This window comes from Afifella sp. YEN Y35, from assembly GCF_047553465.1.
Lineage (GTDB): Bacteria > Pseudomonadota > Alphaproteobacteria > Rhizobiales > Afifellaceae > Afifella > Afifella aestuarii.
Window position 1 is genome coordinate 485,966 of sequence record NZ_CP180203.1, and the last position, 25,740, is coordinate 511,705.

Annotated in this window: 23 protein-coding genes; 12 read left to right on the forward strand and 11 right to left on the reverse strand. The window is 63.7% G+C overall.

The genetic code is table 11. The features are described 5' to 3' along the window. Positions 1-3: 3 nt before the first annotated feature. Entirely contained in the window at positions 4-381 is a 378-nt protein-coding gene (gene rpsF, locus ACK8CP_RS02345) for a 30S ribosomal protein S6 (RefSeq protein WP_092810875.1), read from the reverse strand. A 387-nt stretch (positions 382-768) separates the two neighbouring features. Between rpsF and ACK8CP_RS02350 the strand changes: the two genes are divergently transcribed. The 8 genes from ACK8CP_RS02350 (at position 769) to gmk (ending at position 10,141) form a co-directional block, all read left to right on the forward strand. Continuing rightward, positions 769-3,573, forward strand: coding sequence for a mechanosensitive ion channel domain-containing protein (locus tag ACK8CP_RS02350; RefSeq protein ID WP_414833225.1), 2,805 nt, complete (start codon positions 769-771; stop codon positions 3,571-3,573). A 146-nt stretch (positions 3,574-3,719) separates the two neighbouring features. Further along, positions 3,720-4,673, forward strand: coding sequence for an ACP S-malonyltransferase (gene fabD / locus ACK8CP_RS02355; RefSeq protein WP_414833226.1), 954 nt, complete (start codon positions 3,720-3,722; stop codon positions 4,671-4,673). 23 nt (positions 4,674-4,696) lie between these two features. Then, entirely contained in the window at positions 4,697-5,434 is a 738-nt protein-coding gene (gene fabG / locus ACK8CP_RS02360) for a 3-oxoacyl-[acyl-carrier-protein] reductase (protein ID WP_128291460.1), read from the forward strand. A gap of 179 nt (positions 5,435-5,613) precedes the next feature. Continuing rightward, a complete protein-coding gene (locus ACK8CP_RS02365) occupies positions 5,614-5,856 on the forward strand; it encodes an acyl carrier protein (protein WP_092810884.1) in 243 nt (80 codons plus the stop codon). Positions 5,857-5,885: 29 nt separating this feature from the next. Continuing rightward, positions 5,886-7,148 (forward strand): beta-ketoacyl-ACP synthase II, encoded by a 1,263-nt coding sequence (gene fabF, locus ACK8CP_RS02370; protein ID WP_414833227.1) that lies wholly within the window; start codon positions 5,886-5,888, stop codon positions 7,146-7,148. A 79-nt stretch (positions 7,149-7,227) separates the two neighbouring features. Then, positions 7,228-8,496, forward strand: a complete 1,269-nt coding sequence (gene mltG / locus ACK8CP_RS02375; RefSeq protein ID WP_234628524.1) for an endolytic transglycosylase MltG — start codon at positions 7,228-7,230, stop codon at positions 8,494-8,496. Positions 8,497-8,564: 68 nt separating this feature from the next. Then, on the forward strand, positions 8,565-9,446 hold the full coding sequence (locus tag ACK8CP_RS02380) for a YicC/YloC family endoribonuclease (RefSeq protein WP_414833228.1): 882 nt from the start codon (positions 8,565-8,567) through the stop codon (positions 9,444-9,446). Next, entirely contained in the window at positions 9,443-10,141 is a 699-nt protein-coding gene (gmk, locus tag ACK8CP_RS02385) for a guanylate kinase (RefSeq protein WP_414833229.1), read from the forward strand. Before ACK8CP_RS02380 ends, gmk begins: the two co-directional genes overlap by 4 nt. On the opposite strand, the gene rsmA is transcribed toward gmk, so the two are convergent. The 6 genes from rsmA to lptF all read right to left on the reverse strand — a co-directional run bounded on the left by rsmA (position 10,111) and on the right by lptF (position 17,712). After that, the gene (rsmA, locus tag ACK8CP_RS02390) at positions 10,111-10,965 is read right to left on the reverse strand and encodes a 16S rRNA (adenine(1518)-N(6)/adenine(1519)-N(6))-dimethyltransferase RsmA (RefSeq protein ID WP_414834175.1); all 855 of its coding nucleotides are present in this window, start codon (positions 10,963-10,965) and stop codon (positions 10,111-10,113) included. The two genes, gmk and rsmA, sit on opposite strands and share 31 nt — an antisense overlap. Before the next feature lie 8 nt (positions 10,966-10,973). Continuing rightward, positions 10,974-11,981 (reverse strand): 4-hydroxythreonine-4-phosphate dehydrogenase PdxA, encoded by a 1,008-nt coding sequence (pdxA, locus tag ACK8CP_RS02395; protein ID WP_414833230.1) that lies wholly within the window; start codon positions 11,979-11,981, stop codon positions 10,974-10,976. 6 nt (positions 11,982-11,987) lie between these two features. Continuing rightward, a complete protein-coding gene (locus tag ACK8CP_RS02400) occupies positions 11,988-12,878 on the reverse strand; it encodes a SurA N-terminal domain-containing protein (protein WP_414833231.1) in 891 nt (296 codons plus the stop codon). Between the two features lie 117 nt (positions 12,879-12,995). Continuing rightward, positions 12,996-15,404, reverse strand: coding sequence for an LPS-assembly protein LptD (locus ACK8CP_RS02405; protein ID WP_234628521.1), 2,409 nt, complete (start codon positions 15,402-15,404; stop codon positions 12,996-12,998). Positions 15,405-15,427: 23 nt separating this feature from the next. Then, complete coding sequence (gene lptG, locus ACK8CP_RS02410) at positions 15,428-16,501, reverse strand: LPS export ABC transporter permease LptG (protein WP_234628520.1); 1,074 nt, start codon at positions 16,499-16,501, stop codon at positions 15,428-15,430. Further along, positions 16,498-17,712 (reverse strand): LPS export ABC transporter permease LptF, encoded by a 1,215-nt coding sequence (gene lptF, locus ACK8CP_RS02415; RefSeq protein ID WP_234628519.1) that lies wholly within the window; start codon positions 17,710-17,712, stop codon positions 16,498-16,500. The genes lptG and lptF overlap by 4 nt, the downstream gene beginning before the upstream one ends. Before the next feature lie 172 nt (positions 17,713-17,884). Between lptF and ACK8CP_RS02420 the strand changes: the two genes are divergently transcribed. Both ACK8CP_RS02420 and ACK8CP_RS02425 read left to right on the forward strand, forming a co-directional pair. After that, positions 17,885-19,378: a leucyl aminopeptidase gene (locus ACK8CP_RS02420; RefSeq protein ID WP_414833232.1), complete on the forward strand. Its 1,494-nt coding sequence runs from the start codon at positions 17,885-17,887 to the stop codon at positions 19,376-19,378. 29 nt (positions 19,379-19,407) lie between these two features. Then, entirely contained in the window at positions 19,408-19,857 is a 450-nt protein-coding gene (locus ACK8CP_RS02425; RefSeq protein WP_414833233.1) for a DNA polymerase III subunit chi, read from the forward strand. A 28-nt stretch (positions 19,858-19,885) separates the two neighbouring features. Here the strand turns inward: ACK8CP_RS02425 and ACK8CP_RS02430 are convergent, their stop codons facing one another. After that, positions 19,886-20,848 (reverse strand): CHAD domain-containing protein, encoded by a 963-nt coding sequence (locus tag ACK8CP_RS02430; RefSeq protein WP_414833234.1) that lies wholly within the window; start codon positions 20,846-20,848, stop codon positions 19,886-19,888. A 36-nt stretch (positions 20,849-20,884) separates the two neighbouring features. Beyond that, complete coding sequence (locus ACK8CP_RS02435; RefSeq protein WP_128291473.1) at positions 20,885-21,355, reverse strand: CYTH domain-containing protein; 471 nt, start codon at positions 21,353-21,355, stop codon at positions 20,885-20,887. A 185-nt stretch (positions 21,356-21,540) separates the two neighbouring features. Here ACK8CP_RS02435 and ACK8CP_RS02440 point away from each other — a divergent pair, with 185 nt between their 5' ends. Both ACK8CP_RS02440 and ACK8CP_RS02445 read left to right on the forward strand, forming a co-directional pair. Further along, a complete protein-coding gene (locus ACK8CP_RS02440; protein ID WP_414833235.1) occupies positions 21,541-22,335 on the forward strand; it encodes a hypothetical protein in 795 nt (264 codons plus the stop codon). Continuing rightward, complete coding sequence (locus tag ACK8CP_RS02445; protein WP_414833236.1) at positions 22,332-22,931, forward strand: LysE/ArgO family amino acid transporter; 600 nt, start codon at positions 22,332-22,334, stop codon at positions 22,929-22,931. Before ACK8CP_RS02440 ends, ACK8CP_RS02445 begins: the two co-directional genes overlap by 4 nt. A 132-nt stretch (positions 22,932-23,063) precedes the next feature. On the opposite strand, the gene ACK8CP_RS02450 is transcribed toward ACK8CP_RS02445, so the two are convergent. Together ACK8CP_RS02450 and ACK8CP_RS02455 are read right to left on the reverse strand one after the other, a co-directional pair. Then, positions 23,064-23,342 (reverse strand): twin-arginine translocation signal domain-containing protein, encoded by a 279-nt coding sequence (locus tag ACK8CP_RS02450; RefSeq protein WP_414833237.1) that lies wholly within the window; start codon positions 23,340-23,342, stop codon positions 23,064-23,066. A gap of 72 nt (positions 23,343-23,414) precedes the next feature. Continuing rightward, entirely contained in the window at positions 23,415-25,736 is a 2,322-nt protein-coding gene (locus tag ACK8CP_RS02455; RefSeq protein WP_414833238.1) for an MtrB/PioB family decaheme-associated outer membrane protein, read from the reverse strand. Positions 25,737-25,740: the final 4 nt, after the last annotated feature.

Below are 25,740 nucleotides of genomic sequence, written 5' to 3' on the forward strand. Positions count from 1 at the left end.
TGCTTATTCTCCATCCTCGCGGCGGCGTTCGCGTTCGCGGCGACGACGCTCGTCGCGCTCGCGCTTCTGCATCTGCACGGAGGGCTCTTCCTCGTGCTCGTCGACGCGGATCGTCATGAAGCGGATGATGTCTTCATTGTAGCGCATCTGACGCTCCATCTCCGCCACCACCGGGGAGGGGGCGTCGATGTTCATCAGCGCGAAATACGCCTTGCGGTTCTTTTCGATGCGGTAGGTGAGGGACTTCATGCCCCAGTTCTCCGTCTTACCGACAGAGCCACCACCCTGCTCGACAACACCCTTGTAGTGTTCGACGAGCTCATCGACCCGCTGGCCCGACACATCCTGTCGGACCAGGAATACGTGCTCATAAAGTGACATAACTGGCCTTTCCATTCAGCGACCCGCCTGGCGCGGAGCCTCACCGAAGCCTCAGCCGGATCTTTCGAAAAAGCCGGAGAAAGGCTCAAGAGTGCGTCTTCAGGAGCGGAGACACCGGAAACCGACCGGTCTTGCCGGTCTCGGCCACCTTTTGGGCAGCCGTTCCCATTCAGCCCCCGGCCGAAGCCGGTCGCGTCGCTGCGTTATAGGGATTTTTCGTTCCCGTGCAAGCCTGTGGGGAGCACGCGCCGATGAATGCCGGGAAAAGCGCCCAATCTCGCCCATTCGTGCTCTTGTCCTTGCGCCGGGCTGCCTCATTCTAGTCCCATCCAACGCCCATGAGGCGGCGTTCCGCCACTCGCTGATGCTCTTTCCGACCGGACACCGATGCTTTTGACCGATCTCTTTCCCGCACGTCTTTTGCGCCTTTCCGCCGTTCTGCTGGTGCTGTTCACGCTCGCGGGTCTGGCGCCGAGCGGTGCCGGCGCGCAATCCCTGCCGCTGCCGACCGTGTCTGGCACCTCCGACACGTCGGGCTCTTCGGATACGGCGAATGAAGGCGAAGGCGAGACGAGCGGCGACAGCGCGCTCCGTGCCAAGCTGCTCGCCGACATTTTGAAGGACGAGAGAGCGCGTCAGGCGCTCATCGACCAGCTCGAGCAGCTTGCGAACCCGCAGTCGCCGGCGGCGGAGGCCGCGGCGCCGCAGCAGGAGGAAGACCAGTCGCTTGCCCGGCAGCTCGCCGATGCCACCAAGGGCGCGGCCGAGGCAAGCTATGGCGTGGTCGAGCGTCTCTTCCGCGACCTGAAAGGTCTTGGCGCGCTCGCCAAGCAGGCCGGCGATCTCGATTGGGGCGCCCTTCAGGTTGCGATTCTGCGGCTCTTCGGAACGATCGCGGTCACCGGAGTGGGCCTCGTCGTCTTCAGTTACCTCTTGCAAAAGCTCACGCATCTCGTGACGCGGCGCATATCGGGGCCGCATGCGGTCGTGAGGAGCATTGCTTTCGTCGTCGAAACGCTCGCCGACATTTTGGCCCTGGCGATCGCCTATGCGGTCGGCAGCGGGCTTGCCGTCGGCGTCTTCGGCGATGGAGGGCAGATGCAGATCGAGCAGTCGCTTTATCTCAACGCCTTCCTCATCGTCGGCGGCGTGCGCGTCTTCCTGCGGGCGATCGTGGCTTCGACGACGGAGACGACCTCTCTCATTCCCTACCGGGAAGGCATCACCGATTATGCCTATACCCGGCTGATGGTCGTGGCGGCGCTCTTGATCACCGGCATCGCCTTCCTGGTGCCGGTCGTCAACACCAGCCTCTCCTTCGTGGCCGGGCGCGGGCTGCGCGTCACCGTCATGCTGGTGGCGGCCTTCGTGGCTCTCACCTCGATGCGGACGCTCGCCGCGCGCATCAAGGAACGGCGTGACCCGGATACGCAGGGCATGGGCGGCCAGGTCGTGACCATGTTCGTGCAGCTCTGGCCCTGGATCGGCACGCTCTACGTGCTCGCCGTCCTCTCCATCGGCATCACCCGGCCTTACCTGCTCGTCTCGTTCGTGGTCGGCGCCTCCGTGCGCACGGCGGTGGCGATCGGGATCGGCGTGGCGCTCGTGGCGCTGGTGAAGCTCGCGCTGCAGCGCGGCGTGCGTCTGCCGCAATGGATGGCGCGCGAAGTGCCGGTTCTGGAACGGCGGATGAACACGCTCATCCCGGCAATTCTGAAGATCGTGCGCACGCTCGTGATCGTCGCCGTGATCCTCGCCATCATCGACGCCTGGCAGGTGCTCGACATTTCCGGGTGGATTTCGACCGAGCGGGGGGCCGATCTCGTCGCGCGGGTCATCAGCGCCCTCATCATCGTCGTCGTCACCTATCTTCTGTGGATCGGCATCTCGTCCTGGATCGAGCACAGGCTCAACTACGGCAAGCAGGGGGCGATGCCGAGCGCGCGTGCGCGCACGATCCTCTCCCTCATGCGCAACGGGCTTTCCATCACGCTCTTCGTGATCGCCGGCATGCTCGCTTTGTCGCAGCTGGGTGTGAATATCGGGCCACTTCTCGCCGGTGCCGGTGTCCTTGGCCTCGCGGTCGGTTTCGGCTCCCAGAAGCTCGTCCAGGACGTCATCACGGGCGCCTTCATCCAGTTCGAGAACGCCATCAACGAGGGTGATGTCGTCACCGTCGCCGGTATTTCCGGCGTCGTGGAGAAGCTGACGGTGCGCTCCGTCGGCATTCGCGATCTGGCGGGCGTCTATCACATCGTGCCGTTCTCGTCGGTCGATGCCGTCTCCAACTCGATGCGCAAATTCGCCTATCACCTGGCCGAGGTCGGCGTCGCCTACCGCGAGAATATCCGCGAGGTGAAGGAGGCGATGCGCGAGGCCTTCGATCGTCTCAAGGCGAGCGAATACGGCACCGACATCATCGACGATTTCGAGATGCATGGCGTGACCGGGCTCGCCGATTCGGCGGTCATGGTGCGCGGGCGCATCAAGACGCTGCCGGGCAGCCAATGGGCGGTCGGCCGCGCCTATACGGAGATCATGAAAGAGGTCTTCGACGAGCGCGATATCGAGATCCCGTTCCCGCATCGCACGCTCTATCTGGGCGTCCATAAGGACGGGCATATCGACACCTTGCCGATCGCGATCGAAGAGCAGGCCCGCCGCAAAGCGCTGAAAGAGGCTGCGAAACCTCAGATCGAAGAAAAGGTGGTTTCTGCGGACGGCGAGAAGAAGGACGGCGGCAAGAAGGACGAAAAATCCGAACCGGCTCAAGGCTCGAGCGCTTCCGAGCCCTACACGGCACCGACCCAGGACCTGCCCGCGGAAGAGGGGCAGGCGAAGGCCGCAGCCCTCAAGGCTGCCGCGCTCTCCGGCGGAAAGGTCGCGGAGGGTGAACCGTTTGCGGACCAGTTCACGGAGGATCAGCTGCCCGATCCAGAGGATTCGCGCAAAGCCGCCGCTTCCGTCGATCAGCCGGCCGAGGATGAGGCGGCCAAGAACAAGCCGTCTGGGGAGAAGCCGGCCGGAGAGGGGCGCGACGCGAAGGCGTCCGACAAGACCCCAGCAAGCCGCCGCACGAGCGGGCAGGGCACGAAGGGGTCGCGTTCGCAAAATCGCAGCCGCAGACCGCGTCGCCGGCGCAAGGACGAGCCGAAGCTGCCGGAACCGACGCAGGATTCAGACGACGAATAGAGGCGCGCAGGATGTCCTTGTGGGGTGCCGCGACGGGCGTCATGGCGCCTTGACAGTCCACGCGCAGCGTGATCACACCCGCTCAACTGACGTCGCGGCCCTTTGGGCGGCAACAACAAACGCGGCAAGAACAAAAAGGAGAAGCCATGGCCACCGTGTTCGCTTTCCCGGGGCAGGGCAGCCAGGCCGTCGGCATGGGAGCTGCGCTCGCAGACGCTTTTCCGGAAGCGCGCGCGGTTTTTCAGGAAGTGGACGACGCGCTCGGCGAGGCTCTTTCGAAGACGATTTTCGAGGGGCCGGACGACGCGCTCACTTTGACGCGCAACGCCCAGCCAGCGTTGATGGCGGTTTCCATGGCGGCTCTGAAGGCGCTCGAAACGCAGGGGATTTCGGTTTCGGCACATGCCGATTTCGTCGCCGGTCATTCGCTTGGCGAATATTCCGCGCTGGCGGCGGCCGGAAGCCTTTCGATCGCCGATGCGGCGAGGCTCCTGCGCATTCGCGGCGATGCCATGCAGGCGGCGGTGCCGGTCGGCGAGGGGGCCATGGCGGCGATCCTCGGTCTCGATATCGAGGCGGTGCGCGAGATCGCCAACGAGGCCGCGCAGGGCGATGTCTGCGAGGCGGCGAACGACAATGCGCCGGGACAGGTGGTCGTCTCCGGCAGCAAGGCGGCCGTCGAACGGGCCGCGGAGATCGCCAAGGCCAAAGGCGCCAAGCGCGCCATGCTTCTGCCGGTGTCCGCACCCTTCCATTGTGCCTTGATGCAGCCGGCGGCCGAACGCATGGCCGATGCGCTCGCGCAGACCGAGATTGCGCCGCCGTCGGTGCCAGTCGTGGCGAATGTCACGGCGCGGCCGCTGACGGAGGTTTCGGAAATTCGTCAACGGCTCGTCGAGCAGGTGACGGGGGCCGTCCGCTGGCGCGAATCAGTCGCCTGGATGGGTGAGAACGGTGTGACGCTCCTGGCCGAGATCGGGGCCGGGCGTGTCCTCTCCGGTCTCGTCCGTCGTATTGCGCCTGGAATGAGCGCGCTGACCGTGGGCAAGCCCGAGGAGATCGAGGCTGCCGTGGCGGCGCTGAAAGCGGCGAAAGAATAGTCAGAAAGAAGAGGGGAGAGGGCATGTTCAGCCTTGAGGGAAAACGCGCGCTCGTCACCGGCGCGAGCGGAGGAATCGGCGGCGCGATCGCGCGGGGGCTTCATGCCCAGGGCGCGACGGTGGCCCTGTCGGGCACCCGTGAAGAGCCGCTGAATGCGCTCGCCGCCGAACTTGGCGACCGCGCGCATGTGCTTCTTGCCAATCTCTCCGATACGGCGGCCGTCGACGGGCTCATCGGTGAGGCCGAGAAGGCGATGGGCGGGCTCGACATTCTCGTCAACAATGCCGGCCTGACGCGCGACGGCCTCGCCATGCGCATGAAGGACGCCGATTGGGAGATCGTTCTCAAGGTCAATCTGGAGGCGGCTTTCCGCCTGTCGCGCGCCGCGCTCAAAGGCATGATGCGCCAGAGGGCCGGACGGATCATCAACATCACCTCTGTCGTCGGGGTGACCGGCAATGCCGGTCAGGCGAATTACGCGGCCTCGAAAGCCGGTCTCATCGGCATGTCGAAAGCGCTGGCTCAGGAGGTGGCGAGCCGCGGCATTACCGTGAACTGCATCGCCCCCGGATTCATCTCCAGCGCCATGACCGACCAGCTCAATGAGAAGCAGCGCGAAGGAATCATGTCGAGCATTCCGGCCGGCCGGCTTGGAAGCGGCGAAGACATTGCTGCGGCTGCGGTTTTCCTGGCGAGCCAGGAAGCCGGCTACGTCACGGGGCAGACGCTGCACGTCAATGGCGGCATGGCGATGATCTGACGCCAAAGAACCGCACGACCACCGTCTTTCGACTGCTGGTCAAGGCCATAGAAACATGATAACGGACCGCGCGACCATCCCCGTTCGACCCCTCGACCGCGCGGCAATCCGGGTTTTTCAGGGGATAAGGACTGTTTTTCACGGTCATACCAGACCAGGCAATCGAGGAAGCTGAGGCTATGAGTGAGAGCAATATCGAGGAGCGCGTCAAAAAGATCGTCGTGGAGCACCTTGGCGTTGAAGAAGAAAAGGTCACCAAGGAAGCCAGCTTCATTGATGACCTCGGCGCCGACAGCCTGGACACGGTCGAGCTTGTGATGGCGTTCGAAGAAGAGTTCGGCGTGGAAATTCCGGACGATGCCGCTGAGACCATCCTGACGGTTGGCGATGCTGTGTCGTTCCTCGAGAAGAACGCCGGCTGACCTTCTCTCGTGATTTGCGGTACAGTGGAATGAGGCGCGTCGTCGTTACGGGTCTCGGCATGGTTTCGCCCCTCGGTTGCGGGGTGGAGGAAACCTGGTCGAGACTTCTTGCTGGTGAGAGTGGTGCAGCACGCATCGAGGCCTTCAAGGTCGACGATCTCGCGTGTCAGATCGCTTGCCAGATCCCGCGTGGCGACGGCTCCGAGGGCACCTACAATCCGAACGATTGGATGGAGGTGAAGGAGCAGCGCAAGGTCGATGAATTCATCACCTTTTCCATGGCCGCTGCTGCCCAGGCGCTGAAAGATGCCGAGTGGGAGCCCGACGAATACGAAGACCAGATCCGCACGGGCGTGCTGATCGGGTCCGGTATCGGCGGGATCCGCGGCATCGTCGAAGGCGGGCTGTTGTTGGAGGAGAAGGGGCCGCGTCGCGTGTCTCCCTTCTTCATCCCAGGCCGCCTCATCAACCTTGCGGCCGGTTACGTCTCCATCCAGCACAATCTGAAGGGCCCGAATCATGCCGTCGTGACGGCGTGCTCCACGGGCGCTCATGCCATCGGCGACGCGTCGCGCCTCATCGCGCTGGGCGATGCCGAGGTGATGGTGGCGGGCGGTACCGAATCACCCCTCAATCGCGTCTCGGTGGCGGGCTTTGCCGCCTGCCGGGCGCTATCGACGAATTTCAACGAGGCGCCGACGAAGGCGTCGAGACCCTATGACCGCGACCGTGACGGCTTCGTCATGGGCGAGGGCGCGGGTGTCGTCGTTCTGGAAGAGCTTGAACACGCCAAGGCGCGCGGCGCGCACATCTATGGCGAGATCGTCGGCTACGGCATGTCGGGCGATGCCTATCACATCACGGCTCCGGCCGAAGATGGGGATGGCGCCTATCGCTGCATGACCGCCGCTTTGAAGCGGGCCGGCGTCGGCCCCGACGAGATCGACTATATCAACGCGCATGGCACCTCGACGCCGCTCGGCGACGAGATCGAACTGCGCGCCGTGGAGCGCCTGACCGGGCAGCATGCCTCGGGGATGACGATGTCGTCGACGAAGTCGGCGATCGGTCATCTTCTCGGAGCTGCCGGCGCGGTCGAAGCGATCTTCTCGATCCTCGCCATTCGCGACAACGTCGCGCCGCCGACGATCAATCTCGACAATCCGTCGGTCAACACGCCGATCGATCTCGTGCCGCATCAGCCGAAGGAAAAGCCGATCAATGTCGCGCTTTCCAACTCGTTCGGATTCGGCGGCACGAACGCCTCGCTCGTCTTCCGGCGTTTCAATTAGCTGATCGGCCGGCAGCGGCCCTCTTTCGCCATATTCGAGCTTAGTTGTCGGATCGACGGCGACGTGGGAAAAGCGGGCAATGAACGAAAAAGTGCCGAGCGAGCAAACAGGGATTCCTGCGGCTGACGCTGCCAACGGCGAAGCGCGGCCTGCGGAGCACAACGGTGCGCGCTCCGGCCGCCGAATCAATCCGAAGAGCCCGCGCCAGGCGATCCAGCCTGAGCCGGCACCGCCACCGCCGCCGCGCTCCAAGCAGGCGAAGCACCCGGTCGTGGTGACCCTCAATTTCTTTCTGATGACGGCGGTGCTCGCTGTCCTGTTCGTGGGCGGCGCGCTTTATTTCGGCAAGCAGCGCTTCGTTGCGGACGGGCCGCTGGAAGAGCCGCGGACGGTGCTGATCACCCGCGGCTCGGGCGTCGACGCGATCGCCGCGCAGCTGAAGCGCAACAACGTCATCGACAGCCCGCTCATCTTCAACGTCGGAGTGCGCCTCAACGAGGCTGCGAGCCGCCTGCAATACGGCGAATATCTCTTTCAGCCGCACGTCTCGATGCGCGAGGTGATGGAGATCCTCACCTCGGGCAAATCGATCCTGCATGCCGTGACGATCCCGGAAGGGCTCACCAGCCAGCAGATCGTCGACAAGCTTCGGGCCGACGATGTGCTCGTTGGCGAGATCGAGACGGTGCCGCCCGAGGGTTCGCTGCTGCCGGAAACTTACAAATTCACGCGTGGGGCGACGCGCCAGCAGATTCTTGAACAGATGGAGCGGGCACAGGACCGGCTTCTGGACGAGGTCTGGGGACGCCGCTCGCCGGATCTGCCCATCGAAACGCCGGAAGAGCTCGTGACGCTGGCCTCGATCGTGGAGAAGGAGACCGGCAAGGCCGACGAACGGCCGCGCGTTGCCGCCGTCTTCATCAACCGCCTGAAGCGCGGCATGCGCCTGCAGTCCGACCCGACGATCATCTACGGGCTCTTCGGCGGTGCGGGAAAACCGTCCGACCGGCCGATCCTTGCCTCCGATCTGGAGAAGGAAACCGAGTACAACACCTACCAGATCAGCGGTCTGCCGCCCGGGCCGATCGCCAATCCGGGGCGCGCGGCGCTCGAAGCCGTCGCCAATCCGTCGCGCACGGACGATCTCTATTTCGTCGCCGACGGAACCGGCGGCCATGTCTTCTCCACGACGCTCGCCGACCACAATCGCAACGTCGCGCGCTGGCGGCGCATCGAGCGCACGCAGCGGGCGGCCGAGGCGGCGGAGGCCGAGGCGGAGGTTCTTCAAGAGGAGCCGATGCCGGGGGCGGAAAACCTCGTCCCGCGTCCGCGACCAGAGCCGGAATGAGGGGCAAGGCTTGTCCGGGCGGCGCGCCCGCGCTACGCCCCTTCCACACTTACAGCTGATTACGGCACATGCGCATTCAAAGCATGACGGGCTTTGCCCGTCAGGTCTTCACCGTCGGCTCATCGAGCTATGTCTGGGAACTGAAGAGCGTCAACGGACGCGGTCTGGAGCTGCGCTTCCGTCTGCCGCCCGGCTTTGACGGTCTCGAACCGTCCGCGCGCGAAGCCGTGCGCAGCCATCTTTCCCGCGGCTCGTGCTATCTGAACCTGCAGGAAGACGGCGGCGGTGCGGAAGCCGGGGTCACGATCAACGAGGCGGCTCTGCGTCTCGTCCTGGAGCGGGCAAAGCGCCTGGCGCAGGAAGACGAAGTGCAACCGGCGCGCGCTGATGGACTTCTGTCGCTGCGCGGCGTGATCGTCCAGGGCAGCAACAGCGAAGGGGCTGCCGAGGGGCCGGTCGCCGAGGCGGCGGTTGCGGCTTTGCACGAGGCGCTCAAGGCGCTGGTGACGACGCGGCTCGAAGAAGGCGAGAGGCTGCGGGCGCATCTCACGGAGATCATCGACCGCATCGAAGCGCTGGTCGAGGCAGCGGAGGCCCGTCTCGGCGGCATGGTGGAGCGTCTGCGTGCGCGGATTCGCGAGCAGGTGGAGTTCATTTCCTCCGAGACGCAGCTCGACGAGGGGCGTCTTTATCAGGAAGCGCTGATGGTCGCGACGAAAGCCGATATCCGCGAGGAGATCGACCGTCTCAAGGCGCATATCGCGGAGGCGCGCACGCGGCTTGCAGAAGGCGGCGTCATCGGGCGCAGGCTCGATTTCCTGTCGCAGGAATTCAACCGCGAAGCCAACACGTTGTGCTCCAAGTCGAGCGACCACGAAACGACGGCGATCGGCCTCGATCTCAAATCCGCGATCGATCAGTTCCGCGAGCAGGTGCAAAATCTCGAATGACTGCCGACCCGATCAAGCTTGTCCGTCGTGGCCTCATGTTCGTTCTGTCCTCGCCCTCGGGGGCAGGCAAATCGACGCTCGCGCGGCAGCTCCTGGAAGCCGACAGCGGCCTGGAATTGTCGGTTTCGGTGACCACGCGCCCCCGCCGGCGCAGCGAGCGCGAAGGCGTCCACTACCATTTCATCGACGACGTGCATTTCAGCCGCATGGTGGAGCGCGGCGATCTTCTGGAATGGGCGACGGTCCACGGCAATCATTACGGCACGCCGATCGAGCCCGTCGAAGATGCCCTGTCCGCGGGGCGGGACGTGCTTTTCGACATCGACTGGCAGGGAACCGCACAGATCGCCGAGAAGCTTCCCGATGACCTCGTGCGCGTGTTCGTGCTGCCGCCGTCCATGCGCGAATTGAAGGCGAGGCTGGAGCGGCGAGCCGAGGATTCGCACGAAACGATCGGCCGCCGGCTCGTCGGCTCGCTCGAGGAAATCGAGCAGTGGAGCCGTTACGACTACGTCATCGTCAACGACGATCTGCAGCGGGCCTTCGAGGCGGTGAAGGGGATTCTGACGGCCGAGCGGTTGAAGCGCGAGCGCGTCCTGGGGCTGCGGGCCTTCGTCAGCCAGCTTCTGTCTGAGGGGCGCGACCTCGTCGACCACCTTCAGGCTCAGGACGAAGAGCGCCCGAGCTCCTCATAAATCCGGGCAAGATCGAGAAAGCCCGCGACCGGGATTTCTTCGGCACGCCGCGTCGGTGCGATGCCGCATGCTTCCAGAACCGCTTCCGGCTGTTGAAAGGCCTGTTTCAGGCTTTGGCGCAGCATCTTGCGTCGCTGGCCGAAGGCCGAGGCGGTGACCGCCTCAACGGCTTTGGGCGCGACGTCGACGGCATCGGGCCGCGGCTCCAGCCGGACGACCGCGGAGGTGACCTTCGGGGGCGGCAGAAAGGCGCGCGGCGGCACTTCGAAGAGAATATGGGCGTGGCAGCGCCACTGGGCGAGCACGGCGAGGCGTCCGTAGGCCTTGGAGCCTGGCGCCGCGACGATCCTCTCCGCCACCTCCTTCTGGAACATGAGCGTCAGGCTGCGCCACCAGGCGGGCCAGGTCGGCGGCGTCAGCCAGCCGGTGAGAAGGGGTGTCGCCACATTGTAGGGAAGGTTGGCGACGATGCGGCCGCCATCCGGCCCGACGAGATCCGGATAATCGGTTTCAAGCGCATCGCCCTCGATCACCTCGAGGCGACCCTCCGCAGCGATCGCGATTTCCTCAAGAGCCGGAAGCGCCCTGTGGTCGCGTTCAATGGCGATCACGCGGGTGGCCCCTTCGAGGAACAGGGCCCTCGTGAGGCCGCCAGGTCCCGGCCCGACCTCGACGATCGTCTCGCCCCTGGCGCTGCCCTCGCGGGCGATGCGGCGCGTCAGATTGAGGTCGAGCAGAAAATTCTGGCCGAGGGATTTCTGCGCCCAGAGCTCATGTCTTGCGAGAACGTCGCGCAGCGGCGGCAGGGCCGCCACGCGTTCGATGGGGTCGCTCACGCCTGGACGGCGGAACGGCTCATCTCGGCGGCCATTTGCAGCGCCGCCATCAGGCTCGACGGACGCGCGCGGCCTGTGCCGGCGATCTCCATCGCCGTGCCGTGATCCGGCGACGTGCGCACGAAAGGCAGACCGAGCGTCACGTTGACCGCATGATCGAAGGCGAGGGCCTTGACCGGGATGAGCGCCTGGTCGTGGTACATGCACAGCGCCAGGTCGTAGCGGCGGCGGGCCGCAGGATGGAACATGGTGTCGGCGGGCAGCGGCCCCTCCGCTTCGATGCCGGCCTGGCAGAGCTGGTCGACGGCTGGACGGATGATTTCGATGTCTTCCTTGCCGATGACGCCCTTCTCACCGGCATGCGGGTTCAGGCCCGACACGGCGATGCGGGGGGAGGGAATGGCAAAGCGACGCTTCAGCTCCTCTGCGGCGATCTTGCCGGTCTCCACGATGAGTTCGGTCGTCAGAAGACGCGGCACCTCGCAAAGAGGCACGTGAATGGTGACGGGCACGGTGCGGAGATCGGGTCCTGCCAGCATCATGACCGGCCGGCGCTTCTCCCCGAAGAGCTGCTCGCCGAGATCCGCGAGGTATTCGGTGTGACCCGGATAGGCGAAGCCCGCTTCGTTGAGTGCGTGCTTGGCGATCGGATTGGTCACCATCGAAGTGCAGCGACCTTCGGCCACGAACTCCGCGGCCTGACGGATCGACTGGATCGTCAGCGCTGCGTCTTCGCGGGCGATAAGCCCTGGCTCCGCCTTCGCCTCCGGGAAACCCGGCAGACACGGCAGCGCCATCGGAAACACGAAAGCTGCCTCTTCCGGTTCCACTTCGCGCGTCGGGCAGTCGATGCCGAGGAGAATGGCGCGCTCGGCAATGTTCGCGGCCGAGCCGAGGAAAATAAACGGCGGCAGGCGTTCGCGCTCGCGCCGCGCCCAGGCTGCAATGGTGATGTCGAGGGCGACGCCGGCCGCCTCTCCGAGGGTCAGTGCAATTGGAAGCATCGGTTCCTAACGGTACTCGATTATCGCGTCGGATTTCAGGTCGCGCAGATAGCGTCGGGCAAGAAGCTGACCCCGTTCATTGGTCAGTTCATCGCGGACCTCGTCGGCCGCCTGTGATTTGCCGGCGACAGCCTTCTTGTTGCAGATGCCGAGCACCTGGAACCCCTCATCTACCTGCGTCGGAGGAAGAGCCGTACCAACCTTGGCTTTGCCGAGGCTGTCACGCAGGGAATCGGGAAAATCGCTGCTCTCCCGCCGCACCGTCGGTTTCACGAAGACGCCTGCCATGCCGCGGGTTTGTTCCAGCGTTGCGTCGCAGTTCCTGAAGCGGCTGCGGAAGGCTTCGGCTTCACGCTTGCGCTGAGCAGCGATGCCGGCCTTGCCCTTCTTGGGGACGATGAAAAGAACCGGCTGAACGTCGTATTCGGTCACGGTTCCGGACGCCTCGGCGTCCTCGTCGCGGCCGAGCATGGCCTGGGCGACATCCGACTCGGTGATGCGCACCGTGGCACGGAAGCGGGCACGCACGACGTCACGCCAGGCGAGCTCGGCACGAATGCGGTCCTTGAGGGTGTCGGGATTGACGCCGTTCTGACGCAGCGCCGCTTCGAGCTTCGATGGGGGCAGCTTGGCGCGGCTTGCAATGCTGGCGAAGGCGCGCTCGACTTCGTTCTGCGAAACGCTGACATTGCGGCGCTTGGCTTCCTGCATTTTCAGCGCTTCTTCGATCAACTCGTCCGTCGCCTGCTTCGCACCCGCCTGACCGCGCGAGGTCAGGCGAAGGAATTTGGCACGGTTGTTGATGTCGTAGGTCGTGATCGGCTGGTCGTTGACCAGGATCTTGATGGAGCTCTGAGCCTGTGCGCTGTCGGCGACGGGCAATGTGGCCATGGCCATCAAGGCGCTTGCCGCAACAAGCCAAGCGGTTTGCGTGAGGGTTTTAAACATCGATATTCGCATCGTTCCGTTGCAGCTTTTGATGGCGCTCTTAAGCGCGAATTATGGCGCTAATTTTTAAAAGAGCCCAGAGTAGAGGTCTTCCTCGTCATCGTCGTCGTAATCGTCGCCCGATGCCGCGAAGCTCACCTCGCTGTCGCCCAGGGTGCGCAGATTGAAGCGCACAAACACCTCGCGGCCGGAGACGATGTCCGTGTAGCGGTCACGCGTCTCGCTGTAGACCACCGATAGATTGAAGCATTCGTCGTCATAGGCAAGGCCGACGGCGTGCTTCACGCGGCTCATCTGATCGATGTCGAAGGTGACGCCACCCTTCACCGACCAGAAATCGCTGACGGCGAACTGGCCGGTCGTGGAGATTTCCGATTGATCGTCGTCGATGCCGAGCTCGGGAATCTCGCGACGATAGAAGTAGGTGAGGGCCGCGCTGTTGCGCCGACCCTTGGAAAAGCGTGCCGTCGCTTCCGCACGGTTGACGTCGAAGGTGTCGTTGTCGAAGCGGCCGCGGGCCGTCAGCGTCAGCCCTTCGCCGGAATCCAGCGTGACGCGTCCGACATAGTCGGAATCGTCGGTGGAAAGCCCCGAGCCGATGCCTGTGAGCGTGACGTTGCTCTTGGAGAAGGAGTTCGCTCCGGCGAGCTGGAAGGATTGGCCGAAGAGGGCGTCGATGCTCGCCTTGCCCAGCATCGCATGATACGTGAAGCCCACATTGGCGCGCGTGCCGCCCTCCTGGCGGTCATAGCCGGAGAATTTGTCCCATTCGAACAGGTTGGTGTCGTCGAAGACGAGGCTTTGCGCGTCTTCGTTCGGCAGGTCGTTGATGTGCTGTTCGTCGGGACGAACGATGATCTGGGCGACCGGGCTGAACGTCTGCGAGATCGGCCCCATCTGCGCCAGGAACGGATAGCGGTAGTCCAAACCGACCGCCGGCATGGCGCGCAGATAGGTTTCGTCACCGGCGAGACCCGTCTCGGTGTCGTCGGCCTGGACGTTGTAGACGTCCCCCTTGAGATACGCGAAGGGCGTGAAGACCTGCCCGAGAGGGCCGACGATCTTGCTCTTCCAGGTGACGTCGGTGCTCGCCCGGGTGAAGGTGCCCGCGACGCCGGCGTAGTATTCTTTCTGCGTCCGATTGCCCGCATCGTCATACTGGAAGTAGGCGCGCTCATCCGTGTCGCCGCGGGTGAGGCTTGTCAGATTCGAGGTCAGGCTGAGTTCGCCGCCCAATATCGGCTGGTCGAAGATGTAATTGTGGTCGAGCACCGGGTGCACGACAGCCTGCTCGTCCTGATAATTCCGGGTGGAATCCACCGGGTCGTTGCGCTGGATGCGGAACGCATAGCCGCGCAGGTCGAAGAAGTTGCGATCGCTGAGGCCGGTCAGGAAGATGGTGTTGACCACTTCCGTGTCGGTCAGGCCGCGAATGTCGTAATCGCGCCCGAAGGTACGATCCGTGGTCGTGGCGAGATCCCAGCCCCAGTTCCAGCGCGAATTGATGTTGAAGCGTCCCTTCGTGGCGACGCTGCCGCGGAAGTCCCTGACGCCCGACGAGACGAAATTGCCGAGCTCGAACTCGTCCTTGTTCTGCTGCAAAATCCCGGCGAGGCGAATGCTGTAGGAGCCGTTCATCAGCCGGTGGCGCCATTCCGTCTCCGCAAGCAGGCCCTGCTTGGAATAGACGGTCGGGGCGAAGGTGATGTCGTAGTTGGGAGCAAGGTTCCAGAAATACGGCGTGCCGACGCCATAGCCGAGGGCCGAGCTTTGATGGAAGCGCGGCGGCAGGAAGCCGCTCTTGCGCTTCACCGTCGGGTCCGGATGGTAGAAATAGGGAATGTAGACCATCGGAATGCCGAAGAACTCCAGACGGGCATTGCGATAGTAGACGGTCTTTTCTTCCTTGTTGTGGACAATGCGCGAGGCTTTGATCTGCCACAGCGGCGGCCGGTCCGGATTTTCCCGGCACTGCTCGCAGGCGGTGTAGACGCCCTGGCGGAAGATCAAGAGGTTGTTGCCCCGCCGCTCGGCGCTGTTGGCGGCGAAACGCGCGCGGTCCACCGTGAGAACGTTCAGGCTCTCGATGAAGCCGTCGCTGAACGTGTCCGTGATGTCCATTTCGCGGGCGGTGATGATGTTGCCGCCCGGCTCCGTCATGCTGACGCCGCCCGAGGCGATAAGCCGGCTGTCGCTTTCACGATAGGTCACCTGCGGCGCACGCAGCGTATAGCCTTCGTAATAGATCTCGACGCCGCCGCGGGCGGTCACGATGTGCCGGTCGAAATCGTAGACGAGCTCGTCCGCCTCCAAGAGCATCTTGGCGTTCGGATTTTGCGTGACCTGCTCTTCGAAATTCAAATCCTGAGCAAGGGCGGCGGGTGTCCACGGATTTGCCGCAAACGCGACCAAAGCCAAAGCGGAGACGGCCGCCAGCCGCCGCGCAAGCCCCCAGCCTGCGCGCCTGCGCGTCACTCTTTCTCGTGTGTGGACGGGAATCATCCGTCCTCCTGATAAAGCAGCGCCGTGGCTCCGAACAACATGGCGAGAACCGCAGGACTCCAGGCCGCGAGGACAGGATCCAGGATCCCGTTGCTGCCCATATCGCTGACGATCTCGGTCGCGACATAAAGCAGAAAGCCGATGATGATGCCAGTCAGGGCGAGCTTTCCTACGCCACCGTAGCGCGAAAGCCTCAGGCTGACGGTGGCGGCGACAGTGACCATGGCTATCAGGAAGAGAGGCCGGGCGAGAAGGCTATGGAATGCCAGGGTGAAGCGAGCGGTGTTCAATCCGGTCTGTGCGGCCGTGTCGATGAAGCGGCGCAAAGTCCAGACGGAGAGCCGGTCGGGGCGCAGAAGCGTCAAATTGACCTGATCGGGCGTGAGCGAGGTCGGCAGGATGTAGCGGTCGAATCGATCCGAGGCGCCTTCGCCGGAAATGTAGCGGGTCTTGGCAAAGATCCAGCGGCCCGGACGATAGCTGGCGGAGAGGCTGACGAGCTTCGCCTGGAAGCTGCCGTCGGGATTGAACAGGAAGGCGGTGACGCCCCGCAATTCCTTCGCTGAGCTGTCGTAGTTCGCCGCACGGATGATCGACGGCCCGTCCAGACCCTCCTGGCGGAACCAGATGGCGTCGGCGGAACTCGCCGCGATGCCGTCGGAGAGCGAGGCCTCGATTCGATCCGAGCGCTCCTTGAGCTCCGTGGCGAGCGGGTTGAAGAGAAACGTCGATGCCAGACCGATCACCAGAGCAAGAAAGAACGGCGCACGCAGGAAGCCCCAGACGGAGACCCCGGCGCCGCGCGCCACCACGAGTTCCAGCTTTCTAGACAAATTGAGGAAACAGATCGTTGCCGAAAAAAGGAAAAGAAAAGGCAGGATATCTTCCAGCAAGGCCGGCGCACGCATCAGAGCGAGCTTGAGCCCGAGCAGGGAGGTGAAGGCCTCCGCATCGGAGAAGCGGCGCAAGAGTTCGACGTAGTCGACCAGAAAGACGAGGGTGAGAAGCGCGATCAGAATCGTGCCCAGGGAGACGAGGAAACGGCGGCCGATATAGGTTGCAAGGATCATGCGTGGCCGGTGCTCTTGCGTTGAAACAAGGCAAGGGGGGAAAGCTTCATGAGCTTGTGGCCCAGCCGGGCGAGAGTGTCGAGAACGCGCGCGATGAAGACCGGGGTGCGCCAGCGATAGCCGCGCTTGAGTGCGAGTGCCGACACGACGATGCCGGCGATGGGCACCGCGTAGAGAAGCGGAATGAGGGTCGCGTCGTTGGTTGCCGCGGCGAGGACCCCGAAGCCGAGACCGCGAAGCGTGAAGCCCGAAACCACCGCAAGCACCGTCGCATAGCCGCGATCCTGTCGGTTGGTGCGCGCGCGCCCGCAAAACAAAAGCGCGATGAACGCAAAGGCGATGGTGTAGAGCGGCGCGGTGATGCGGTCATGCAGCTCCGCCTTCCAGCGCGTCGGGAATTCCTCGCGGTAGGGATTGTCCGGCGCCGGGTTGAGGAGTTCCCGTGTCGTCAGCTCGCGCGGCTTGCGCGTGGCGTTGACCTCGCCCGCCTTGAACTGGCTGAGGTCGAAACCGTAGGTGTCGAATTCGACGACGCTCGTCTCGCCCTTCATGCGGTTGTCGCGGACGAGTTCGCCATCCTTCATGATGAGATAGGCGTTGCCGCCGCTTTCCACGAGCACGCCGGTTTTGGCGATGTACTGGGTGGAATCGCTCGGGATACGATCGTCGCTGACGAAGATGTTTTTGAAGCTCCCGTCCGGCGCCTTGGCGCGGATGTGGAGGGTGAGGCCGTTGTCGACGGTGCGGAAGCCGCCGTCCTTGACCAGAGTGGCGAGAAGATCGGCGCGCACATGCGCCACGATTTCGCGCAAGGCGCCGAGACTTGCCGGCGCGACGACGTGATAGAGCAGGGTGACGGCGACGAAAATGACGGCGCCCAAGGCGATGATCGGCCGGGCGACGACCCGGCTCGATGCGCCCGCCGCCGCCATCACCGGCAATTCGCTGTCGGCATTGAGATTGTTTAAGGTGACCGTCGCCGCGATGAGGTAGGCGATCGGCGCGATCACCTGAATGAGGGCGGGCAGGGCCAGAAGCGTCATGAAGACGAACATCCAGATCGCCTGGCCTTTGGCCGTCACCACGTCGAGCTCGCGCAGCACCTGGGTCATCCACATGGTGGCGACCAGCGCCCCCAGAACGAGCAGGAGCAGCATCAATGCGCGACGAAAAACGTAGCGTTCCAGAAGGGGCAGCCTGAAGATTTGCATCCGGTCCTTGTTCGGCAAGATCGGGCTTGCGAGCTCAAGCCTTACGCAGGCATGGATAAAATTCACCCAACAAGCATGGTTAACGGCAATTGGCCTTGACGGCCAAGCTCTCACGGCTAATCCAGTCGCACCCCTACTTTCCATGACAAAAGCCGAGGATCGAGGCAACAGCATGGTCGCCAACACCACCATCACTTTTGAGAAACCCGCCGTTCCCAAAAAGGGAACCGCCGTCCTTCTGACCGGCAAAGAGCTCGCTCTGGGGCCGATCGCGACCTCGCTCGACGAGGCCGCCGGCTCGCGATTCGCGGTGGCGGCGAAAATCAAAGGCTACAAAGGCGCCCTGCGCAAAACGCTCGAACTCGTCGCGCCGTCCGGCGTCGACGTGGAGCGAATCATCTTTGTGGGCCTCGGCGACGTCGATCCCGATATCGACTGGCTGCGCCTCGGCGGCGCGACGGCCAAGGCCTTGCCCGACGAGGGCGAGGTGACCGTCGTTCTGCAGGCTCCGGAAGGGCGCGGCCCGAACGGCGAAGACGCGGCCGCCTTTGCTCTCGGCCTCGTCATGCGCCGCTATCGCTTCGATCGCTACAAGAGCCGGAAGAGCGATGAAGATGCGCCGCGCGGGCCGATCACCGTCACGATCGGCGTCGACAATCCGGAGGCTGCCGAGGCGGCCTGGAAAGAGGCTGCTGCCGTCGCCGAGGGCGTCGAACTTGCGCGCAATCTCGTCAACGAACCGGCCAACATTCTGGGCCCGGTCGAATTCGCCGAGCGGCTCGGCGAGCTCAAGGCGAAGGGGCTCGACATCGACGTTCTCGACGAGAAGGCGCTGACGGATTTGAAGCTCAACGCGCTGTTGGGGGTGGCGCAGGGGTCGGTGCGTCCGCCGCGGGTCGTCATCATGCGCTGGAACGGGGCCGGCGACGAGGCGCCGATCGCCTTCGTCGGCAAGGGCGTCGTCTTCGATACGGGCGGTATCTCCATCAAGCCGGCAGCCGGCATGGAGGACATGAAGGGCGATATGGGCGGTGCGGCCGCCGTCTCCGGCGTCATGCTGGCGCTCGCCGGCCGCAAGGCCAAGGTGAATGCCGTCGGCATCGTCGGGATCGTGGAGAACATGCCCGACGGCAATGCGCAGCGCCCGGGCGATATCGTGACGTCGCTCTCCGGCCAGACGATCGAGGTGATCAACACCGACGCCGAAGGCCGGCTGGTGCTCGCCGATATCCTGACGCATGTGCAGAATGTCGCGAAGCCGAAGGCGATGATCGATCTGGCGACCTTGACCGGTGCCATCATCGTGGCGCTCGGCCACCATTATGCCGGGCTCTTCTCCAACGACGATAAGCTCGCATCGGCTCTTCTCGATGCCGGGAAGACGACCGGCGAGAAGGTCTGGCGCATGCCGCTCGGCGAGGAATACGACAAGCTCATCGATTCCAAGAACGCGGATATGAAGAATGTCGGCGGCCGTTGGGGCGGTTCGATCACGGCCGCGCAATTCCTCAAGCGCTTCGTGGAGAACGACACGCCCTGGGCGCATCTCGACGTCGCCGGAACGGCGATGGGATCGCCTTCGAGCGACACCAACGATTCGTGGAGTTCGGGCTTCGGCGTCCGGCTTCTCGATCAGCTGGTGAAGTCGAGCTACGAAAAGGCCTGAGGCCCTGGTTGATGATGTGAGGGAGCGCCTTGCCTGAGATCCTCTTCTACCATCTGGAGACGAGGCCGCTCGACAAGGCGCTTCCGGATCTTTTGCAGCGCTCGCTCGATCGCGGCTGGCGGGCAGTCGTGCAGGCCGGGAGCGAAGAGCGGCTGGCTTCGCTCGATGCGGCGCTGTGGACTTTCGACGACGCGTCGTTTCTGCCCCACGGAATGGCCGAAGATGGGCGCCCGGAAGATCAGCCGGTGTTTCTCACCACGAAGCCGGAGAACCCGAACGGGGCTGCGATCCGCTTTCTCCTCGATTGTGCGGAGGAGGGCGATTTTTCGTCCTATCAGCGCGTCGTCTATCTTTTCGAGGCGGCGAACGAAGCGACCATGCAATGGGCGCGGCAGGCCTGGAAACGCCTGAAGGCCGAAGGCGCCGAGATGACCTACTGGAAACAGGATTCCGACGGCCGCTGGAACAAGCAGGGCTGAGCTAACGGGGGCCGGCGGTGTTCGTCCGTCAGCTGCTCTCGGCGCGCTCGTCCTGCACGGCCGATGTCGCCAGATGTTCGCGCGGCTTCTGCGCTTCCTCTTCTGCGGCCTCCCAGTAGGAGGTCATGCGGGCTGAGAGAGCGTCGGGGGATTCCGCACAGAGCTTTGCCCCGATGTCGAGCGCGGCGGAGCGCAGCTCGCTTTGCCGGCGGTCGAGGAGTGCAAGCAGAAGCTCCTGAACCTTCTTTTTCCCGAAGAGTTTCGGCTCTTCGATCAGCGTGCCCCGATAGACGGCGAGATCGTGCTCGTCTCCCAGAATATCGGCGAGCGCCTTGGCTTCGGCGCGCCGCGCCTTCATCGGCTCCGGCCAGATTTTGCGCAGGAGCTTGAGATGCACCCAGTGATATTTGGCGCGCTTGCGCCAGTCGTGGAACACCGCTGAATCTTCTGCGGTCTTGGCCTTGTGGTAGCCCTTGTCGAGGCGCTTGTAGGTCTTGGCAAACCCCTCTGCGATCGTCTCGAAATCATCGGGGAAGGAAAGCTCGTCGAGCCGCTTCTCACCGGCATCGAGCGCCTTCATCGTGGCGTCTATGCGCGCGTCGAGATCGGTGACCTCGTCGGTCATTTCCGCTCGGCGTTCGTCGAGCCGCTGGCGGGTGCTGTAGAGAATGCCGTCCTTGATGCGATCCCCGAAATGGCTGGTGAGGGCGTCATGGGTCTCAAGGAGCGCCGTCGCGTCGCGGATGACGGAGAGCTCGCGTGCGATATCGCGCCAGCGGGCGTTTTCGATCGCGTAATCCTCGCCGAGGCCGGGCCGGGCGAGGCGCAAGAGGCCACGGATCTTTTTGAAGCGTTTGCGCGCCAGATGCACCGCTTCGTGGCGATCCTCGGCCTCGTCAGCGAGTTCGGCGCGCGCCCGCTCGATCTGTTCGGCGGCGGCCCGCTTCAGTTCTTCGGCAATGGACGCGGACGGATCGAGAGAAAAGCTCATGGCATCCATATGGGTGCGCACCCAGTGCGCCTCAAGTCATGTCCAGTCGTGGTAGGGGTGCTGCGACAGAGAGGCATTGGTGTAGCGGCCGTCGCCAGAGACCTCTTCGCCCAGCCATTCCGGATGCTCGAACTCCTGATCCGGATGGTCGAGCTCGATCTCGGCGACGACGAGGCCGGCATTGCGATCTTCGAACACGTCGATTTCCCAGGCGAGATGGCCATGGCGGATGATGTGGCGGGTTTTTTCGATCAGGCGGCCGGCGCATTTGGCGATCAGTTCTTCGCCGTCTTCGAGAGGGATCGCGTATTCGTATTCGTCGCGGCTGATCGCCGCCTTGCCGCTCTTGATGGTGAGATACGCCTTTTCGTCGTCGACGATGCGCACGCGCAGGCTCGCCCGCTCGTCGTTGCACAGATAACCCTGCCGGATATGCCGGGTTTCGTTGACGGACTTCCGCCAGTCATCGCTGGCCAGAAGGAATTTGCGTTCGATTTCGAGTGCCATGCCTCTGCAAGCTCAAATGGGCCCTGCCGGTTCCCTTAATTGACGATTCGTCGCGCCGAAATGTTGGCGGACGACCGGATGCGCGTCGAACCGATCTGAACGCGAGAATACGCCATTCGGTTGGAAATTCATCGACGCGCTGGTTATGGAATGAGGTGAGTGTGCATGACCGAACAAGGATTGGGATGATCGGCTTCGTTCCCGCCCCGCTCATGGGGCTGATTGTTGTTGTCGGGACGGTGGCGATCGCTTTCGCGAGCTATTTTCTCGCGCGCACTTTGCTGTCTTCGCGCGGGCCGGAGGAATCGAAGGATCTCGCCGGTTCCGTGGTGATCCGGGTTTCTGCGCTTCACGGCCTTATCCTGGCGCTGGTCTTTGCCCAGGAGCTGGCGAATTTCGACCAGATCGGAGACGGGCTTTCGACGGAGGCGGCGCTCATCGGCGATGTCTTCTACGACCTCGAACGCTTCGATGCGGACATTACCCAAAAGGCGCGGGACGATCTTGCGACCTATACGGGGATCGTTCTCAACGAGGAGCTTCCGGCGCTGGCGGACGGTGAGCCTCTGCTTCGCAAAGCCTGGGAGAGCTGGGACGATGTCTATGACGCCATTCTCGATCTCGAGCCGCAGAATGTGCGCCAGGTGGCGTTGAAGCCGTTGCTCATCAAGAACGTGCACGAGATTTCGCAGCTTCGGCTGAAACGTGAGGAAGCCGCAGAGGATGGTGTGAACGGGCTGTTCATGCTGGCCGCGCTGCTCGGCGTGGCGTTGACGGCTGCCGCCTATTTCGCTTTTCCGCCGACGGTGCCGAACCTTCTGCTTCTGTCCATCTTCGGCACCTATACCGGGCTGATCGTGTTTTTCGTCATCGCCTTCGCCTATCCCTATTCGGAGCCGGGAGAGGTGCGGCCGGTCGAGCTGCAAAAACTCTACGTCTCGGAAATGCAGGGGCGCTTACCCGCTCAGCCCTCTCCATGAATGCAGCACTTGCTGGTTTCTCGCTCGGGCTCGGTCTCATCTTGGCGATCGGTGCGCAGAATGCCTTTGTCTTGCGACAGGGGCTGGTCGCCCGCCACGTCTTCGCCGTCTGCCTCGTCTGCGCGCTCTCCGATGCGGTTCTGATCTCGGCTGGGGTTTCCGGTGCATCAGGTCTCATGAAGGCGTTGCCGTGGATCGAGACGGTGATGCGCTACGGCGGCGCGTTGTTTCTCATTGTCTATGCGCTGAAGAGTTTTCACGCTGCGCTTAAGCCGGGGCCCGGCTTGCAGCCGCTCGATGCCGACGGAGGGAGCCTCGGCGCGGCGATTGCCACCTGTCTCGCCTTCACCTGGCTCAATCCGCATGTCTATCTCGATACGCTGGTGCTCCTCGGCTCGGTGTCCTCGCAATATGAAGGGGAAAGACCGGCCTTCGCTTTGGGCGCAGTGACGGCGTCGTTCTCGTTCTTCTTCGCGCTCGGCTATGGGGCGCGGCTCCTGCGGCCGGTCTTTGCCGATCCGCGCGCCTGGCGGGTGCTCGATCTGGTGATCGGCATCATCATGGGCGTGATCGCGGTGAGCCTCCTGCGGGGATGAGCGGCGAGGGGGGCTGACGGCGAAACGCGGACGGCGGACATGAAAATGCGGGACGTAAAGTCCCGCATGGATTGAATGGTGAGGCGGAAACCCCTGAAGAGGTTTTCGCGCCTGTTCCGGGTGCGGCCCGCGCTACTTCTTGGCGTAGAGGCGGCACCAGCCCTTCGGCGAAATCGGCCCCTGCACGACCTGACAGGCGTCCGGCGCCTGGAAGTGCCGGCAGTTGTCGCATTCCTGCCGCCCCTTTGGCGTCGTCTGGTAGCCGGCGATGTTCTGCTTGGCCTTGTTGGCAATTTGCGCATCCGCCGACCCCGTCCCGACCAGAGCCAAAGAGCCGGCTGCGATCGCACAGGCCCCGAGAAGCTCACGCCGGGACATGCCAGTGTTCGATGTCTTCGAGTTGTCGCTCATTTTGGGTTCCCTCCTTGGTTTTTCTTTGAATGTGCCCCGGATGCGTCGCGTCGACGGCACAGGGGTCTTGCCTCACCAGCGGTAGACCAGCGAGGCCATGACGGCGTGGACGTTGTAGTTGGTGTCCCAGAAGCCCATCGCGTAGCTCGTGGTCACGCCGTCCTCGATCAAATGCTGATAGGGCGTGTCGAGCTCGTCCTGCCAGTTGTCGACGAAATTGCGTTCCCAGGAATATTTGAGGGTCAAAGTCAAATCGCCGTCGAGGCCAAGAATACCGCCCGCTTCCGGGTGGTAGTTCAGGGCTGCGTCGAAGCGATTGTAATTGGTCACCATGTCCGGGAAGGGCAGGCAGTTGGTGTCTCCCGGGCAAAGAGGCGTGGCGATCGGCGTGCGCGAGCTTGCGGTCGCGGTCCATTTGGAGACGCCGCGGGCGAAGCTGTCATAGACTTCGAGATCGAGAACGCCCGGGATGATCTCGATGTTGGCGCCGGCGACAAGCGTGTGCACCTGTTCGGTCATCTTGCTATCCCAGCCGCCGGTGACGACGTCCGTGCCGCCGCCGGTGATGCTGGCGCCGACCATGTCACGGTCGAAGTCCTCGTAGACGTAGGCGGCCATCAGGCTGATGCCGGGAGCGGGCGAGAATGCCACTTCGAGGCCACCGTCCCAGCTGTTGTCCTTCAAGAGCCCGTATTCCGGGATGGCGGGATCGGTCAGGTAATCGTCGAAGCGCAGGCCGAAGGACGGCGTGATGACGAGATTTTCAAGCGCTTCGTATTCCAGCGAGACCTTCGCCTTGTGACGGTCCCGATCGGCCATATCGTATTTGCGCACGCCGGGATCGACATTGGTGCCGAGCGGGTCGCTCACCATGGCATCGAGCACCGGCCCGAGATCGTAGCTGTCGTAGCGGCGTTGCGAATACTGGTAGCTGGAGCGCAGCTGCGCACGATCGGTGATGCGGGCGTCGAGCGTGATCTTGCCCAGATATTCGTCCGTCACGTTGACGGAGCGCCTGTCGCGGTCCCACCGCTCCCAGCCGAGCTCGCTGCCGAGCGTGATGCGGCTGGTTGCGAGCCAGCTCACCTCGGCTGAGGCGTTTTGCTTGGTGTATTGATAGGCGAGGGCTCTCAGGCCGCCGGTGGCCGGGGTGGCCGTCGTCGAATCGCCCATGATGTACTGGTCGATCAGCCATTCGGGCGTGCGATTGTCGAGGTCGTAATAGCGGTAGCGCAGCGTCGTGGAGACATCCTCGGCGATCTGCGTGCTGATCTTGTTGTTGATGAGGAGCGTGTTGATCTTCGCTCTGGCATCCGTGGTCGGCAGCGACAGCGCCGGGGCGTTCGGATTGATCGTATACGGGATGAGCGTGTCGCTCTGCTCCATCGTCGTATAGGAGACCGTGCCCATGTAGCGGCTCTTCCAGGGCAGATCGACGCCGGTCGTGACGCCGAGCGAATAGGCCTCGTTGTCCGGAGCAAGGCTGACGCGGCCGAATTGCGGGAAGGTGGTGCCGGGCACCTGATAGTACGGATTCTGGAATGTGTAGGAATCGTACTTGTTCTCATAAGTCGAAGCGTGACCCGTCACAGAAACGTTGAAGCGGCCGCCCCAAGGTGTCTTGGAGAAATACTCGCCGCTTGCCTTGAGGTTTTGCGTCACGTCGTCGACCGGACGGGGAACGTCGACGCGATGCACTTCGCCGGCGCCAAAGCCGTTCATGAGGATGCCGGCGGGCTGCGTTCCTTCGCGGTGATCGTTGAGGTAGCTCGCCTCGAACTCCCAGCTCGGGCTCGGCGTGTAGGTCTGGTCGTACTGGATGCGGCGGCGGTCGATGCCGATGTCGATCGGATGGACGGCGCCTGAGATCGCCGCATCATATTCTGCGGGAGTTGGCGGGCTTTCCGGAAACGACACGTCGGTCGACAGGAAGTCGGTGCCGACGCCCTGCCAGATGCTCTGCGCGGTCGTCGAGTAGAGGTGCGGGATCTCGTCCCACATGAAGGTGCCGTCGAGGAGCCCGGTCCGCGACCAGTCGAAGATGTAGCGGCCGTTGTTCTGGCCGATGTTCTCGGCGCGAACCTCGCCGGAATAGAGGCCGTCGCCCGATTGCCAGCCGAACATCAGTTTTTCGAGAAGCAGGCCCGAAGGCACATCGCCATATTCCTCGAACTTGGCGGAGCTGTATTTCTGCGGTGCCAGGATGCTCGGCGTGTCCCAGACGGACGCGTGATCGGGCGGCTCGTCGATGAAGACGCGGGCGCCCATTTCGATCTCGCCCCAGGTGACCGCCTCGGTGTCTTTGTCGTCCTGTGCCTTGGCTGCCTGCGGCAGCGCCGCGCCACCGGCGAGGAGCGCCATCGTGGCCAGCGTCAATCGGCGTTGAACCTTCATCGTT